General features: G+C 73.3%; 11 protein-coding genes. 8 read left to right on the top strand and 3 right to left on the bottom strand.

Annotated elements, in window-relative coordinates; translation table 11 throughout:
- Both D8M35_RS08010 and fdhA read right to left on the bottom strand, forming a co-directional pair.
- Positions 1 to 443 (bottom strand): UbiA family prenyltransferase (locus D8M35_RS08010; protein WP_161972622.1); only part of this gene is annotated, 443 nt, incomplete at its 3' end.
- Between the two features lie 99 nt (positions 444 to 542).
- Positions 543 to 1,763 (bottom strand): formaldehyde dehydrogenase, glutathione-independent, encoded by a 1,221-nt coding sequence (gene fdhA / locus D8M35_RS08005; RefSeq protein WP_126891378.1) that lies wholly within the window; start codon positions 1,761 to 1,763, stop codon positions 543 to 545.
- A gap of 186 nt (positions 1,764 to 1,949) precedes the next feature.
- Between fdhA and D8M35_RS08000 the strand changes: the two genes are divergently transcribed.
- Positions 1,950 to 2,798 carry an aminoglycoside phosphotransferase family protein gene (locus D8M35_RS08000; RefSeq protein ID WP_126891377.1) on the top strand — a complete coding sequence of 283 codons (849 nt, stop codon included), beginning with the start codon at positions 1,950 to 1,952 and terminating at the stop codon, positions 2,796 to 2,798.
- 178 nt (positions 2,799 to 2,976) lie between these two features.
- Here the strand turns inward: D8M35_RS08000 and D8M35_RS07995 are convergent, their stop codons facing one another.
- On the bottom strand, positions 2,977 to 3,891 hold the full coding sequence (locus tag D8M35_RS07995) for a DMT family transporter (RefSeq protein ID WP_126891376.1): 915 nt from the start codon (positions 3,889 to 3,891) through the stop codon (positions 2,977 to 2,979).
- Positions 3,892 to 3,962: 71 nt separating this feature from the next.
- Here D8M35_RS07995 and D8M35_RS07990 point away from each other — a divergent pair, with 71 nt between their 5' ends.
- The 7 genes from D8M35_RS07990 to D8M35_RS07960 all read left to right on the top strand — a co-directional run bounded on the left by D8M35_RS07990 (position 3,963) and on the right by D8M35_RS07960 (position 15,838).
- Positions 3,963 to 4,811 carry a LysR family transcriptional regulator gene (locus D8M35_RS07990; RefSeq protein WP_126891375.1) on the top strand — a complete coding sequence of 283 codons (849 nt, stop codon included), beginning with the start codon at positions 3,963 to 3,965 and terminating at the stop codon, positions 4,809 to 4,811.
- A gap of 72 nt (positions 4,812 to 4,883) precedes the next feature.
- Positions 4,884 to 6,083, top strand: a complete 1,200-nt coding sequence (locus tag D8M35_RS07985; RefSeq protein ID WP_238638146.1) for a sensor histidine kinase — start codon at positions 4,884 to 4,886, stop codon at positions 6,081 to 6,083.
- Positions 6,071 to 6,772: a response regulator transcription factor gene (locus tag D8M35_RS07980; protein ID WP_126891374.1), complete on the top strand. Its 702-nt coding sequence runs from the start codon at positions 6,071 to 6,073 to the stop codon at positions 6,770 to 6,772. Before D8M35_RS07985 ends, D8M35_RS07980 begins: the two co-directional genes overlap by 13 nt.
- A gap of 40 nt (positions 6,773 to 6,812) precedes the next feature.
- Entirely contained in the window at positions 6,813 to 7,625 is an 813-nt protein-coding gene (locus D8M35_RS07975; protein WP_238638145.1) for a fructosamine kinase family protein, read from the top strand.
- A gap of 138 nt (positions 7,626 to 7,763) precedes the next feature.
- Positions 7,764 to 8,084 carry a hypothetical protein gene (locus D8M35_RS07970; protein ID WP_126891372.1) on the top strand — a complete coding sequence of 107 codons (321 nt, stop codon included), beginning with the start codon at positions 7,764 to 7,766 and terminating at the stop codon, positions 8,082 to 8,084.
- Between the two features lie 399 nt (positions 8,085 to 8,483).
- Positions 8,484 to 14,054: a glutamate synthase-related protein gene (locus D8M35_RS07965; protein WP_126891371.1), complete on the top strand. Its 5,571-nt coding sequence runs from the start codon at positions 8,484 to 8,486 to the stop codon at positions 14,052 to 14,054.
- Complete coding sequence (locus D8M35_RS07960; protein WP_126891370.1) at positions 14,051 to 15,838, top strand: sulfite reductase subunit alpha; 1,788 nt, start codon at positions 14,051 to 14,053, stop codon at positions 15,836 to 15,838. Before D8M35_RS07965 ends, D8M35_RS07960 begins: the two co-directional genes overlap by 4 nt.
- Positions 15,839 to 15,850 lie beyond the last annotated feature (12 nt).

The following is a 15,850-nucleotide window of genomic DNA, read 5'->3' as shown; positions in this document are numbered from 1 at the left end:
ACCGGCAGCAGTCCGAACGCCACGACGAACGGCACGACGGACCACACGGTGCGCTTCAGTCCGGCGTCGTAGGCCCAGCCGGCAGCGACGAGGACGACGTGGGCGACCGCGGCGACGGGCCCGAGAGCGATCGACAGGAGCACGGCGACACCGGCCGTCGCGAAGGCAGCGGTCCGGACCGTGCGGACGGCGATGAGTCCGCGGGCGACGGGCTTGTCGCTGCGGCCGACCGCCCGGTCGCGGTCGGCGTCGATCCAGTCGTTGGCGAGGCCGATCGACAGCTGCCCGGCCACGACGGCGAGCGCCACGAGCACGACGAGCCACCAGGGGTGCCCGACGGCGGCGGCGATCACGGCGGCGAGGACCGTCACCGTGACGGTCGGGCCGGGGTGGGACGACGCGAACAGCAGGCGGACGGTCGAGGGCCTGCGGGTGTCGCTCACACCGGCGAGCGTACGGACCGGCGGCTGCACGGGTGCGACGGCGGCGCTGACCCGCGGCGCCTCGGGTGTCGAGGCGCCACGGGCCGTGGTGCGCTGCGATCAGGCCGCGGGGATCAGGCCGTTCGGGTCCAGCACGTACTTCGTCGCTGCGCCCTTGTCGAACTCCTCGTACCCGCGGGGGGCCTCGTCGAGTCCGATCGGCTTCGCGTTGACGTTCTTCGCGATGCTCGTCCGGTCGTGCAGGATCGCCATCATCAGCTGCCGGTTGTACTTCATCACCGGGCACTGGCCCGTGGTGAACGACAGCGACTTGGCCCACCCGGTGCCGAGGCTGAGCGAGAGGGCACCCTTCTTCGCCGCCTCGTCGACGCCGCCCGGGTCACCCGTGACGTAGAGCCCGGGGATGCCGAGTGCGCCTCCGGCCGCCGTGACGTCCATGAGGGAGTTGAGCACCGTGGCGGGCGCCTCGTGGCCGGAGCCGGAGCCGTGCCCCTTCGCCTCGAAGCCCACGGCGTCGATGCCGCAGTCGACGAGGGGCTCACCGAGGATCTGGTCGATCTGGTCGGCCGGGTCGCCCTTCGTCAGGTCGACCGTCTCGCACCCGAAGCTGCGCGCCTGCGCCAGCCGGTCGGCGTTCATGTCGCCGACGATCACCACGCTCGCACCGAGCAGGAACGCGCCGGTCGCGGCTGCGAGGCCCACGGGCCCGGCGCCGGCGACGTACACGGTCGAGCCGACCTCGACCCCCGCGGTCACCGCACCGTGGAAGCCGGTCGGGAAGATGTCGGAGAGCATCGCGAGGTCGAGGACCTTCTCGAGCGCCTGGTCGCGGTCGGGGAACTTCAGCAGGTTCCAGTCGGCGTACGGCACGAGCACGTACTCGGCCTGGCCGCCGACCCACCCGCCCATGTCGACGTAGCCGTAGGCGCTGCCCGGTCGGTCCGGGTTCACGTTGAGGCAGATGCCGGTCTTCCGCTCCTTGCAGTTCCGGCAGCGCCCGCAGGCGATGTTGAACGGCACCGAGACGATGTCACCGACCTTGATGAACTCGACGTCCGGTCCGACCTCGACGACCTCGCCGGTGATCTCGTGCCCGAGCACGAGGTCCGTCGGGGCCGTCGTGCGGCCGCGGACCATGTGCTGGTCGCTGCCGCAGATGTTCGTCGCCACGGTGCGCAGGATCGCGCCGTGGTTCACCTTGCGTCCGACGTTCGCCGGGTTCACCCCGGGTCCGTCCTTGAGCTCGAACGTCGGGTAGTCGGTGTCGATGACCTCGACCTTCCCGGGTCCCTTGTACGCGACTGCGTGGTTGCTCGCCATGTGATCCTCCTCGATCGGTCGGCGGCGGCACGTGCGGGGAGCGCGCAGCACGGCGGTGCGCTCCTCGTCCCGTCGAGGGGCCGTCTCCGTCGACGGGTGATCCGGACTGTACCTCCCGTGCCCGAGGGCGACAAGGACGGTGCACGACTACCGGATGATCGGTCTCCCCCGTGCCAGGATGGCGCCGTGGGGTGGGACGACAGCGGGCTGAGCCCGGCGCAGGCGGCGTTCGTCGCCCGGGTGCTCCCCGGGGCGTCGACGGTGGCGGACGAGTCGTGGGGCCTCCTCGACACCCGGGTGCTCCACGTCCGCAGTGGTGCCGGCGACCACACCGTCAAGGCGTCCGGACCGGAGAACTCGCACTTCCCGCGGGAGCTGACGGCGCACCGGCACTGGACCGGGGCGCTCCTCCGCGGTGACGACACGGGGCGTCTGGTCGCCGCGGACACGGAGAGCCGTGTGCTCGTGCTGGAACGGGTCCCCGGGCACCTCGCGCTCAGGACCTCCGACGAGACCGCTGCGAGCGTGCACCGGCAGGCGGGCACGATCCTCCGGAGGCTCCACGACCAGGCGACCCGCACCGATGCGGACCACCTGGCCGCAGAGACCGCGAAGGCACTCCGCTCCCTCGACGCCCCGCACCGGATCGATCCCCCGCTCGAGGACCGCGCGCGGACGCTGCTCCGATCGTCGAGACCGCACCCCGTGACGCTGGTGCCGACGCACGGCGACTGGCACCCGCGGAACTGGATCGTGCAGGACGGTCGGCTGCGTGCGATCGACTTCGGTCGCTTCGCGTTCCGCCCGGCCGCAGCGGACCTCACCCGCCTGGCAGTCCTGCACTGGGAGGACTCCCCCGAGCTCGAGCACGCGTTCTTCGCGGGCTACGGGTCCGACCCTCGCGACGCCGACGACTGGCGCTGGCTCCAGCTGCGTGAGGCGGTGGGGACGGCGGTGTGGGCCTTCGCGGTGCACGACGAGCGCTTCGAGCGACAGGGACACCGGATGCTCGAGCACGCGCTCGCCGCCTTCTGACCCGCCCCGTTCCGGGCGTACCTGGTCGATCCGGGCGTAGCTGGTCGTTCGTTCCCACCAGGTACGCCCGTTTCCGCTTTCCATCGCAGGCGCTTTGGGAAAGAACGGGCAAGGAGTGGTCCTGCAGCGAGCAGCATCCAGTCCGAGCAAGAGCCCGCGCAAGCGCCCGCGCGCCACCTCACGCAGCGGCCGCAGCCCGCGGTGCCCTCCGCTGCCGACGCCCGAGCACCCCCGACGCCAGCGCGATCCCGAGCAGCACCACGACACCGCCCACGGGCTCGTTCCACCGCAGCGGCTCACCGAGCACGAGGACCCCGAGCGCCACCCCGACCACCGGCGTCAGGTACGTCACCGTCGATGCCCGCCCGGCGCCCCACGCCCCGACCAAGCGCGTGTTCCACGCGTAGGCCAGCCCCGTGCCCACCGCACCGAGCGCGACCATCGCGGCCACGATCCTCCAGTCCAGCTGCACCGGACCGGTGGCGATGACGGGCGCGACGAGCAGCATGAGCACCGCCGCCAGCGTGAGCTGCACCGTCGCGACGGTGGTCGGGTCCTGGCCGCTCCCGACGCCGAAGCGTCGGAGCCACGCGAGGCCGATGCCGTACGAGGCGGTCATGCCGAGCAGCGCCAGCTGCCCGGGGACGGTGGCGAGGACGGCAGGGTCGCCGACCAGGTCCCACGGGCCGACGAGCACGAGCACGCCCAGGATCCCGAGGGCGATCCCGCCGAGCTGTCGTCGGCTGAGTCGCTCGGAGGGCACCAGCACGGCGAGTGCCAGCAGCGTCATGATCGGCGTCGTCGCGTTGTAGATGCTCGCCAGGCCCGACGGCACGGTCTGCTCGGCCCACGCCATGAGCGACGACGGCACCGCGTTCAGGAAGACCGCGACGACGAGCAGGTGCCCCCAGACGCGCGGCTCCCGCGGCCACCGCCGCCGGGTGACGAGCAGCACGACCACGAGCGTGACCGCGCCCAGCACGGTGCGCACGGTGGCGACCTGCTGCGGCGCGAGTCCCTCGAGCCCGATCTTCGCGAAGAAGAAGCTCGAGCCCCAGGTGAGGGCGACCAGGACGTAGAGGAGGGCGTTCACGAGCGCTAGCATCGACCACCACTCGGGCATGTGTCGAACGACTGCCCTGCATGACGCCATGAAGGGCACGCATGACCCTCTCGATCCAGCAGCTCCGCGCGTTCGTCGCGACCGTCGACGCCGGTTCCTTCACCGGCGGGGCATCCGCGCTGGGCGTCGGACAGTCCGCCGTCTCGCACGCCGTCGCCGGGCTCGAACGCGAGGTCGGGGGCCCGGTGGTCCGTCGCGGCGGCGCCGCGGTGGCCACCCCGCTCGGCGACCGCATGCTGGCCCACGCCCGCAGCGTGCTCGCCTCGGTCGACGCCCTGGAGGCCGTGGTGCGGCCCGCCACGGTCCGCGGCACCGTGCGCCTCGCCGCCGTGCCGACGGTCTGCCAGGGCCTGCTGCCGCGGCTCCGCGAGTTGTGGGCCGTGACGCTGCCCGACGTCGACGTGCAGGTCTACGAGGGCGACGACGACGAGATGGCGGAGTGGCTCGAAGGCGGCACCGTGGACGCGGCCGTGCTCGTCGACCCGGGGCCGTTACCCGACGGCGGCGTGGTCGTCGCGCGGGACGAGATGGGCGCGGTGGTGCGGCGAAACCACCCGCTCGCCTCGAGTGCGGCGCTGACGCTCGACGACCTGCACGAGGACGGGCTGGTCGCCGGCGGCGGCGGGTGCGAGCACCAGATCCAGCGCATGCACGAGCTCGCCGGCCAGCCGTTCCGCTGGGCGCACCGCGTGCGGGAGATGAGCACGATGTTCGGGATGATCCAGCGCGGCGAGGGCGTCTCGATCGTCCCGACCCTCGGGCGGGTGATGCTGCCCGACGACCTGGTGATGCTGCCCGTGGAGCCACGGTACGTGCGGACGCTGGTGCTGAGCGGCCCGAGCTCGCGGCCGTGGCACCCGTTGGCGCAGGCACTGGTCGACGCGGTGTGACGCCGCCCGCACCCCGGTTCTCCGACCTTCGGCCGATCCGACGCGGGTGCCGCAGTTCCTAGGCTCGGGGACGTGACCGCCACCCCGCTCCAGCCCGTGCCCCTCGGCCGACGCGTGTGGGCGCAGTCCTGGCGCGTGGTCGTGGCCGCGCTCGCCGGTCTCATCGCGTTCGGGGTGGTCTGGCCCGAGCTCGACACCGACGGATGGTCGGACGCGCGCCTCGGCCTGGGCCTGCTCACCGACCTCGGGGCGGGGCTGGTCGCCCTCGTCCTGTACTGCTTCCGGCACCGATCCCCGCTGCTCGTCACCCTCCTGGTGATCGCGATGAGCACGGTGTCCACCATCGCGGCCGGGGCGGGGGTGCTCGCCCTCGTCTCCCTCGCGGTCCGACGCCGACCGGTGGAGATCGCGGTCGGTACGGTCGCGATGCTCGTCACCGGGCTCGTCGGGGACGCCCTCGTCTTCCCGAACGGGAACGTGCCGATGTGGCAGACGATCCTCGTCTCGGTGATCTTCCTCGCGCTGGTGGTGGCCGTCGGCGTCGCGATCGGGCAGCGCCGCGCGCTCGTCCAGTCGCTCCGGGAGCGGGCGGCCCTGCTCGAGCGGGACCAGCAGCTCCGTGAGGACCGCGCCCGCGAGCAGGAACGCGCGCACCTCGCACGGGAGATGCACGACGTGCTGGGGCACCGGCTGTCCCTCGTCGCCCTCCACGCCGGTGCGCTCGAGTACCGCGGCCGGTCGCTGTCGCCCGACGAGACGGTCGAGGCCGCCGGGGTCGTCCGTGCCGAGGCGCACGCCGCGCTCACCGAACTCCGCGACGTGCTGGGCGTGCTGCGGGAGCCCGGGGACGGCGCCGCGCTCGCCGGAGCCGCTCCCCCGCAGCCGACCCTCCGGGACCTGCCCGCGCTGCTCGACGAGGCGCGGAGCTCCGGCGCCCGGGTGTCGTCGGCCGTCGACGAGCGGGTCGCCGACGCACCCGACGCCGTCGGACGGCACGCCTACCGGGTGGTGCAGGAGGCGCTGACGAACGCGCGCCGGCACGCGCCGGGGCAACCCGTCTCCGTCGCGGTCGACGGGCTCGGCGGGCCCGCGCTGCGGGTGCGGGTGAGCAACCCGACGACGGGCCTCGTGCCCGACGACGACGACCGGGCCGCGGGCCACGGCCTCCGGGGCCTGGCAGAACGTGCCCGGCTCGTCGGCGGCACCTTCAGCGCCGGACGCGGTGCCGACGGCACCCACGTGGTCGAGGCGGTGCTGCCGTGGGCGGCGTGAGCGCACCGATCCGGGTCGTCCTCGTCGACGACGACCACCTCGTCCGGGCCGGACTCCGGCTGCTCCTGAGCGGCGACGACGGCATCGAGGTCGTCGGCGAGGCGGGCGACGGACTCGAGGCCGAGGGCGTGATCGCGTCCGCAGCGCCCGACGTCGTGCTCATGGACATCCGGATGCCCCGGTGCGACGGCCTGGTGGCGACCGCACGGGAACTCCGGAAGCAGCCGGACCTCGCCGTGCTCGTGCTCACCACGTTCCAGGACGACGACCTCGTGCTGGGCGCGCTGCAGCGGGGTGCACGGGGCTTCCTGCTCAAGGACACCCCGCCGCAGCAGCTCGTCGAGGCGGTCCGGACGGTCGCCGCCGGGCGCTCGACCCTGTCGCCCTCCGTGCTCGACCGCGTCATCGCCTTCGCAGCGCGCGCCTCGACCGGGACGGAGCGTGGGGCGGCCGCCGTCGCGACCGCGGCCGCCGACGGTGCCGCGGAGCGCGCACTCCTGTCGACCCTGACCGACCGCGAGACGGAGGTCGCCCTGGCCGTGGCGGCCGGCGCCTCGAACGCGCAGATCGCGTCGGACCTGTTCGTGAGCCTGGCCACCGTCAAGACGCACGTCGGCCACGTGTACGAAAAGTTCGGGGTCGACAACCGGGTACAGCTCGCCCTGGTCGTGCACGCCGCCCGCCGCTGAGCCTGAACGTCGGCGCCGCAGTCTCGGCAGGATGGCATGCGTGCCCGACATCCACGAAAAGACCTTCCGCGACCCGGACGAGGCCACCGCCGAGGCAGCCGGCCTGGCCTGGCTCGCCGAGGCCGAGGACACCGGCGGGACCCGGATCGCCCGCGTGCTCGACCACCCCCGGCCGACCGTCCTGCACCTCGAACGGATCGCTGACGGCTCCCCGACCAGGGCCCAGGCTGAACGCTTCGGACGGTCGCTCGCGCACACCCACGCCGCCGGTGCGTCGCACTGGGGTGCGCCGTCCCCCGGGTTCCCGACGAGCGGTGGCCTGCGCATGGGCCGCTCGCGCACGCCCTTCACCAGCGCAGCCGACGCACCGGCCGCCTGGGGCGCATTCTTCGCCGAGTACCGCATCCGGGACTTCGTGCAGCGCATCGTCGACCGAGGCGGGTTCGACGCCGCTGAGGCCGCGGTGTTCGACCGCGTGGCCGACCGGCTCGAGGACGGCACGCTCGGCTCCCCGCAGCCCCGGCTCATCGGCGACGCCCCCGCGCGGATCCACGGCGACCTCTGGGCGGGGAACGTCCTGTGGCCCAGGGACTCCTCGGAACCGACCGGGGCGGTGCTCATCGACGCGACGCCGCACGGCGGGCACGCGGAGACCGACCTGGCGCTGCTCGCCCTGTTCGGACTCCCCCGACTCGAGACCGTGCTCGCCGCCTACGACGCCGAGTCCCGGCTCGCCGACGGGTGGCAGGAGCGCGTCGAGCTCCACCAGCTCGCGCCGCTGCTGCTGCACGTGTTCCTGTTCGGCGGCTCGTACACCGACCACGCGCTGCGCGCAGCCCGCCGCTACGCCTGACGACGGCGGGTGACCCGGCCGCCGGGGCGTCCTGCGTCCACCCCAGGCCCGCGGGTCCGCCAGCCCGCCGGCCCGTACCCGATCCGGCATCGTCGAGTCGGACGAGTACGATGCGGGCACCGGCGGAAGGGGAACGCGATGGACGAGCGACACGGTGACCTGCGGGACGGCGACCCGCGCGCGACGAGCCAGCGGTTCGCCCGGCTGCCCGACCGTACCCGAGCCGAGGACCTGGTCGTCGAGGTCCCGGCGTTCGAGGACGACCGGCCCCAGCCCGAGCCCGAGCCACCCGCCGCCGCCCCCGAGCTCGTCGCCGCGACCCGCTTCGCGCAGACCTCGCACGTGACCCCGACGATCCGGCGGACGCAGAAGCGGGCAGGGCTCTGGATAGCCGGCGTGCCGATCGCAGCGCTCGCCGTCGTCGCGGTCGTGCAGATCGTCCTCGGCGTCACCGGCTGAGCCGTCGCGACCGCGCACCTCGCCGCCACCGCTCGACCGCGCACCTCGCCGCCACCGCTCGACCGCGCCGCTGCACAACCGGGAGCACCTCGCGCCACGGGGTTCCGTGGCGCGAGGTGCTCCTGGTGGTGCGCAAGCAGACGAAACCGCGGCACCACACCGGCACGATCACCGGCGCCGGAACCGGCGCCCGCACCGGACGGGAGGCGCGTCGCCGGGCCGCCACGCGCCTCCCGTCCGGCCGGTCTGTTGCACCCGCGGTATACCAAGCCGTAGCATCGGCTCACCGCACCACCCCCACACAGGGCCACGACCGCCACCACCGGTCCGCCCGCGGCGAGCGCTCCACCGATGCAGCCCTGGCCGTCCGCTGCCGGCTGAGCCCCACTGGACCCGCACGTGAACCCCTCCCCCTTCGGTCTGTACGACCCTGCCCGCGAGTCGAGCGACTGCGGCGTCGGCTTCATCACCCGCCTCGACGGCACCCCGAGCCACGACGTCCTCCGCAAGGGCGACGAGGCGCTCTGCTCGATCCCGCACCGCGGTGGCAAGTCCGCCGAGGGCGTCGGCGACGGTGCCGGCGTGAGCATCGACCTGTCGGTGGAGTTCTTCAGTGCCATCACCGACGAGGAGCTCGTCGCCGGGCACTTCGGCGTCGCGAACTGCTTCGTGCCGTCCGACCCCGCCGAGCGCTCCGCCGCCGAGCAGACCGTGACCGGAGCGATCGAGCACGAGGGCTTCGACCTGCTGCTCGTCCGCGACGTGCCGGTCGACCACTCGGTGGCCCGTCCCGAGGCCGAGCAGTACCAGCTGCCGATCGTGCAGTGGGTCTTCCGCGCGCCCGAGGGGTGGTCCCGCACGGACGTCGACGCCGCGGCGAACCGCGCCCTGCTCGCCGTCGAGCGCGTCTCGTACACGCAGGCTGCCGAGGCACACGCTCCGCACGCCGCCCTCTACCCGCTGTCGCTCAGTGCCCGGACGCAGATCCTCAAGGGCCGCCTGAACTCGGGCGAGGTCATCTCGTACTTCCGCGACCTGGCGGACCCGCGCCACTCGGTGCGCACGCTCTACTTCCACACGCGGTTCTCGACGAACACCGAGCCGCACCCGACCATGGCGCAGCCGTTCCGGCTCATGGCGCACAACGGCGAGCTGAACACCGACCGGAAGAACCGCCTGTCGGACGAGGCCCTCGCCGCCGCCCGCACGCGCAGCATCGTCCGGCCGCCCGGGCAGTCCGACTCGAGCCGCCTCGACCAGACCCTGCAGAGCCGCGTGTTCGACGACGGGCTCGAGATCGTCGAGGCCGTCGTCACCCTCATGCCCCCGGCGTGGGAGAACGACCGCACGCTGACCCCGGACGTCCGGGACATGCTCGAGTACTTCTCGCTGTACGAGGAGAAGAACGACGGCCCCGCCGCGGTGATCTTCAGCGACGGCGACGTCGTGGGCGCACGGCTCGACCGCCTGGGTCTCCGCCCGCTGCGCACCGTGCAGACGGACGAGTACCTCATGGTGGCGTCCGAGTCCGGGCAGGTGACGTTCCCGGCCGGCGACGTCGTGCACCGCGGCCGCATCGAGGCCGGCGGCATGCTCGTCGTCGACCACCGCACCGGGTCGGTGATGCGCACCGACGAGGTCCTGCGGATGCTCGCCGCGCGCCGCGACTACGGGACGCTGCTCGACGCTGCACGCGTGCACCTCGACGACCTGCCCGCGCCGGACTACGACCGGGGCACCAGCACGCTCGGCTACGACGGCGACCTGTCGCTCGCGGGCCGCTACGTGGCGTACTCGCTGAACCAGGAGAGCTTCCGGTTCATGCTCGACCCGATGCTCGCGAACGGCTCGGAGCGCATCTCGGCGATGGGCTACGGCACCGCCATCAACGCGCTGAGCGACACCGAGGGCGGGATGGCGAAGTACTTCTCGCAGCGCTTCGCCCAGGTGACGAACCCGCCGCTCGACTCGATCCGCGAGGCCGACGGCATGAGCATGCGCGTCGCCCTCGGCGCCAAGCCCGACGGGACGGGCAGCGCCACCGCCACCGCCACGCCCAGCCGGCAGATCGTCGTGGACTCCCCCGTCCTCGGGCACCTCGACATGGTCCGGCTCCGCGACCAGACGATCGTGCCGCTCGAGCGGTTCGACATGCTCTACGTGCCGGTCGTCGACGACGAGCAGGCGAACGCCGACGCCGTCCGCACCGCCACCGAGCAGCTCGCCGAGGCCGTCGTGGCCTTCGCCGAGCGCCAGGGCGGGATCGCGGTCCTGACCGACCGCTCGGTGTCGTCGACGCACGCGCCGCTCCCCGTGATCCTCGCCGTCGCCGCGGTCAACCAGCGGCTCATCGAGACCGGACTGCGCCTGCGCGTGTCCGTCGTCGCGGAGTCCGGCCAGCTGCCGTCGTCCCACCACGTCGCGACCGCGCTGGGCTTCGGCGCCTCGGCCGTGTACAGCCTGTCGGCCCGGCTCCGTGCGGAGGAGCAGTACCCCGCCGCCCCGGCACCCGCGGGCGAGCTGACCGCGACCGACGCCGCGCTCAAGCGCTTCCGCAAGGCGACCGAGAAGGCCCTGGCGAAGACGATGGGCCGGGTCGGCCTGTGCACCGCCGAGAGCTACATCGGCGGCGAGTTCTTCGAGCCGAACTACCTCGACACCCGCGACGACCTGTTCGCAAGGGTCTTCCCGCACATGGACGCCCCGGTCGGCGGTGTCGGCTTCGCCCGCATCGCACAGGCCGCCACGGACTGGCACGAGCGTGCCCGCTCGGTCGCGACCGACGGCCAGGTGCCGCTGCTCGGGCTCTTCAAGGAGCGGTCGGACGGCGCCGGGCACTCGTTCGGCGTCGCGAGCGTGCGCGGGTTCGGCGGGATGACCGAGGAGCGCCCGGCCTTCGAGCGCTCGGGCGACTCCGACGCGCTGCGGCTGCTCACGCTCCGGCAGCTCGACGACTCCTTCGGCATCTCGGACACCGCGTACCGCAACACCGGCTACGACCGCCTGAGCGACGCCGAGATCGACGCGCACCGGATCACCCCGGGCTACGTCACGTTCCTGCAGACGACGCACGACGAGCGCTCCCGTCGCCCCGCGGCCCTCCGCGACGTGCTCGCCCTGCCGGCCGACGTCACCGGCATCGACGAGGCCCCGGACTTCGCGCGTGAGCTCGGCCGCTTCTCGACCACCGGGAACGCGAGCATCACGGTGCGCGGACTGTCCGGCTCGCGGCCGTCGTCGGAGGACGCCCTGCCGGGAGGCACGACCCGCTTCACCCTGCAGCTCACCTCGACCGGACCCACGGGTTCGCTGCGCCACCGGGCTCTCGCGGACGGGCTCGCGCTGCTGCACCCCGGCCTGGTCGACGTGGACGTCGTCGCCGACGACCGGGTGACGCTCCGCGCCACCGGTGCGGCCGCCGAGCTGCTCGCCCTGCTGCAGCAGGCTCCCGCGAGCGTCGACGTGGCCGAGGTCCAGCCCGCGCACGAGATCACCCGGACCCTGGCGTCCGGTGCGATGAGCCACGGCGCCCTCGTCGCCACCGCGCACGAGGCCGTCGCCCACGGCACGAACATGGTCGGCGGCATGTCGAACTCCGGCGAGGGCGGCGAGCACCACTCCCGCTACGGCACGATCCGCGGCTCGCGCATCAAGCAGTTCGCCTCGGGCCGGTTCGGCATCTGGGCCGGCTACCTCGCCGACCCGATGCTCGAGGAGCTCGAGATCAAGATCGGCCAGGGCGCGAAGCCCGGGGAGGGCGGCCAGCTGCCGGCTCCGAAGGTCACGGTGGACATCGCGGCGGCCCGCGGTGGCACCCCCGGCGTCGAGCTCATCTCGCCGCCGCCGCACCACGACACGTACTCGATCGAGGACCTCGCGCAGCTCATCCACGACTGCAAGGCCGCCCGGGTCCGGGTGGTCGTGAAGCTCGTGTCCTCCGAGGGCATCGGCACCATCGCGGTCGGCGTCGCGAAGGCCGGCGCGGACGTCATCAACGTCGCGGGTAACACCGGCGGCACCGGCGCCGCGGCCGTCACGAGCCTGAAGTACGCCGGACGCTCGGCGGAGATCGGCGTGGCCGAGGTGCACCAGGCCCTCGTCGCGAACGGGCTGCGCCAGAAGGTCACGCTCCGCTGCTCCGGTGCGCACCAGACCGGTTCGGACGTCGTCACGAGCGCGCTGCTCGGCGGGGACTCGTTCGAGTTCGGCACGACCGCGCTCATGATGCTCGGCTGCGTCATGGCGAAGAACTGCAACGTGAAGTGCCCGGCGGGCCTGACCACGAACGCCGAGGCCTTCGAGGGCGACCCCCGCGCGCTCGCGCAGTACTTGCTCAACATCGCCCACGACGTCCGGCAGATCCTCGCCCGCCTCGGCCTGCACTCGCTCCGCGAGGCCCGGGGTCGCACCGACCTGCTCCAGCTGCTCGACCACCCGGCGTCCGTCGGTCGGCTCGACGTGCGGAACCTGCTCGCGCAGGTGCCCGAGAAGGTCGTCACCGACCCGGAGTACCTCGAGAAGGACTTCCGGACCGACGACGCCCTGATCGAGCAGGTGCGCGCGGCACTCGTCGACGGGCACCAGCACACCCTGACCGTCGACGGCATCGCCCTCGGCAACGCCGACAAGTCCGTCGGCGGGCAGTTCGGCATCGACGTCGAGCGCGTCCTCAACCACGAGTTGCGCGGCGTCGACCTGTCCGCACACCCGGCGATCACCACGGACGACCGTGGCCGTCGTCGCCTGGTCGACGGTGCCGTGACCATCCGCACGAGCGGTTCGGCCGGGCAGTCGTACGGCGTGTTCACGAACGACGGGACCACGCTCGACCACACCGGCACCGCGAACGACGGTGTCGGCAAGAGCCAGTCGGGCGGCCGGATCGTCGTGCGTGCCCCGGGCGGTGGGAGCGTCGAGCGGGGCGGCAACGTCCTCGTCGGCAACTTCGCCCTGTTCGGCGCGACCGGTGGCCGCACCTTCGTCGAGGGCGAGGCCGGTGACCGGTTCGCCGTCCGGAACTCCGGTGCGACCGCCGTGGTCGAGGGCCTCGGCGACTTCGGCTGCGAGTACATGACCGGTGGTGCGGTGTTCAACCTCGGCGGCTTCGGCAAGGGGCTCGGCAACGGCATGTCCGGCGGCTTCCTGTACCAGTACGACCCGTCGGGCTCGGTGACCGAGCGCGCGAGCACCGACTCGCTCCTCGTCTTCCCCGTGACCGAGACCGAGCGCGGTGCGTTCCACGAGGCCGCGGCGAAGCTCCTGCTCGAGTGGCACCTCGAGGCCACCGGGTCCGCCCTCGCCGAGCGGTTGCTCGCGGACTGGGCGACCACCCGCGAGCACGTGTTCGTCGGGATGCCGCGCGCGCTCCTGCTCAGCCAGGACGCCGACGAGATCCTCGCCGCCGCCACCCGCGCCGAGCTCCTCGACGAGCTCGCCACCTCGGTCGCGACGGACAAGCTCCGCGCGTTCAAGGTCGACTACCGCGACCAGCGGACCGTGCTCGACGGCCGTGCCCCCGCGCTCGGTGACCAGGGCGAGGACACCTTCTCGCTGCTCTCGTCGTACACGGTGCTCGGGGTGGCGCAGGACGTCGCGCAGGAGCGGGTGCCGGGCGCCGCGCCGAACGACCCCCGCGTGACCGAGGCGGTGCGGAACCTCGTCCTGACCGAGGACTTCCAGGTGAAGCAGCGCGTCGTGAAGTACCTCCGCAGCACGTTCGACCGGTTCGCCGACGACGAGCTCGCGACCCTCATCGCCGTCAAGCGGCTCGACGACTCGAAGCGTGCGCTCGCGCAGCGGAACAACCGCAGTGCGGACATGCCGGGCACCACGGGGTGGATCATGCACCAGAACGCCAAGAACGCCGGCCGGGTCCGCGCGGCCCGCTTCGACGAGCTGCTCGCGACCGCGGCGCTCGAGGACATCGCTGCCCGCGCTCCGCAGGCCCCGGTCGAGGCGGTGTCGGCATGAGCACGCTCCCGCCCACCGGGCAGCTGATCCCGGTCGACGCCCCGTTCTCGGCGGCGCAGGAGTCCTGGCTCGCCGGGTTCATCGCCGGCATCGCCGCCGCGGGCAAGCGGGTCACCGGCGAGGCCCCGACCACGACGGTCGACGTGCTCTTCGGCACGCAGACGGGCAACGCGGAGTTCCTCGCCGACGAGCTCGTCGCCGGGGCGAAGGCACGCGGGCTCGGCGGCCGGGCGACCCCGCTCGACGCCGTGACGCCGGAGCAGCTCGCCGGGATGTCGCACGTGCTCCTCGTCACCTCGACGTACGGCGAGGGCGAGATGCCCGACAACGCCGGCCTGTTCTGGGACGCGATCCAGGCCTCGACGGTCCCCCGGCTCGAGGGACTGCAGTACGCCGTCCTCGGGCTCGGCGACACGAGCTACGACGAGTTCTGCCAGGCCGGCAAGCTCCTCGACACCCGGTTCGAGCAGCTCGGCGCGACGCGCATCCACGACCGTGTCGACTGCGACGTCGACTTCGAGGACCCCGCCGCGCTCTGGAGCGCCGCGGTCCTGGACCGTCTCGCCGCCGAGGCCGGCGCGCAGCCGGGCGCTGCCGGCCCCGCCGCCGGAGCGACCACCTCGTCCGCCACGTCCGGCGGGGCGGGGGCGAGCCGTGCCTCCCGGCCGGGGTCGCAGTGGAACAAGCGCAACCCGTACCGGGCGCCCCTCGTCGTGAACCGGTTGCTCTCCTCGCCGCGCAGCGCGAAGGAGATCCGGCACGTCGAGTTCGACCTCGGCAGCTCCGGCATCGAGTACGCCGCCGGCGACGCGCTCGCGGTGGTGCCGCACAACGACCCGGCGCTCGTCGACCAGCTGCTCGCACACCTCGGGGTCGACGGCTCGGCGGAGCTCGACGGGCGACCGCTCGCCGAGGTCCTCCGCACCGACCGCGAGATCCGGACGCCGTCGAAGGACCTCGTGGCCGACCTCGTGCAACGTGCGCCCGCGTCGGAGCTCGCGGCGGTCGTGTCGCACGGCGACAAGCACGAGCTCGACCGGTGGCTCTGGGGCCGCGACGTGCTCGACCTGCTCCGTGACGCCGGCAGTGCCGCGCCCACGATGGACGAGCTGCTCCCGAACCTCCGCGGGCTGCAGGCGCGGCAGTACTCGATCTCGTCGAGCCCGCTGGCGCACCCGGACCGCATCCACCTGACCGTCGCGTCCGTCCGCTACGGCGATGCGCGCCGCACGCACGGCGGCGTCGCCTCGACCTACCTGGCGGACCGGGTGCTGGCCGACGGCGAGGTCGACGTGTACCTGCAACCGAACGCGGCGTTCGGGGTGCCCGCCGACGGTGACGCCCCGATGGTCATGATCGGGCCGGGCACCGGCATCGCCCCGTTCCGCGGGTTCCTGCACGAGCGGGCCGCTGCCGGGGCGACCGGGCGCAACTGGTTGTTCTTCGGCGACCAGCACCGCGACACCGACTTCGTGTACGAGGACGAGCTGACGGACCTGCAGGAGCGCGGCGTGCTGACCCGGCTCGACCTGGCGTTCTCGCGCGACCAGGCCGAGAAGGTCTACGTGCAGACGCGGATGCGGGAGCAGGCAGCGGAGCTGTACCGGTGGCTCGAGGACGGGGCGCACGTGTACGTCTGCGGGGACGCGTCGCGGATGGCGAAGGACGTCGAGCAGGCCCTGCTGGAGGTCATCGCGACCGGTCGGGGCCGGGGGGACGACGACGCGCAGGCGTACCTGGCGGACCTGCGGCGCGCGAAGCGCTACGTCCGCGACGTGTACTGACCCGCGCCGTGT

The sequence above is a fragment of the Curtobacterium sp. HSID17257 genome (genome assembly GCF_003989515.1).
Taxonomy (GTDB): Bacteria; Actinomycetota; Actinomycetes; order Actinomycetales; family Microbacteriaceae; genus Curtobacterium.
This window is presented reverse-complemented; position numbering and strand designations above follow the sequence as displayed.

What these genes read in the sequence shown, in the direction of transcription:
- D8M35_RS07970 (WP_126891372.1), top strand. Translation starts at nt 7,764, where the DNA reads ATGGACGAGCGACACGGTGACCTGCGGGACGGCGACCCGCGCGCGACG.
- D8M35_RS07990 (WP_126891375.1), top strand. Translation starts at nt 3,963, where the DNA reads ATGACCCTCTCGATCCAGCAGCTCCGCGCGTTCGTCGCGACCGTCGAC.
- fdhA (WP_126891378.1), bottom strand. Translation starts at nt 1,763, where the DNA reads ATGGCGAGCAACCACGCAGTCGCGTACAAGGGACCCGGGAAGGTCGAG.
- D8M35_RS07960 (WP_126891370.1), top strand. Translation starts at nt 14,051, where the DNA reads ATGAGCACGCTCCCGCCCACCGGGCAGCTGATCCCGGTCGACGCCCCG.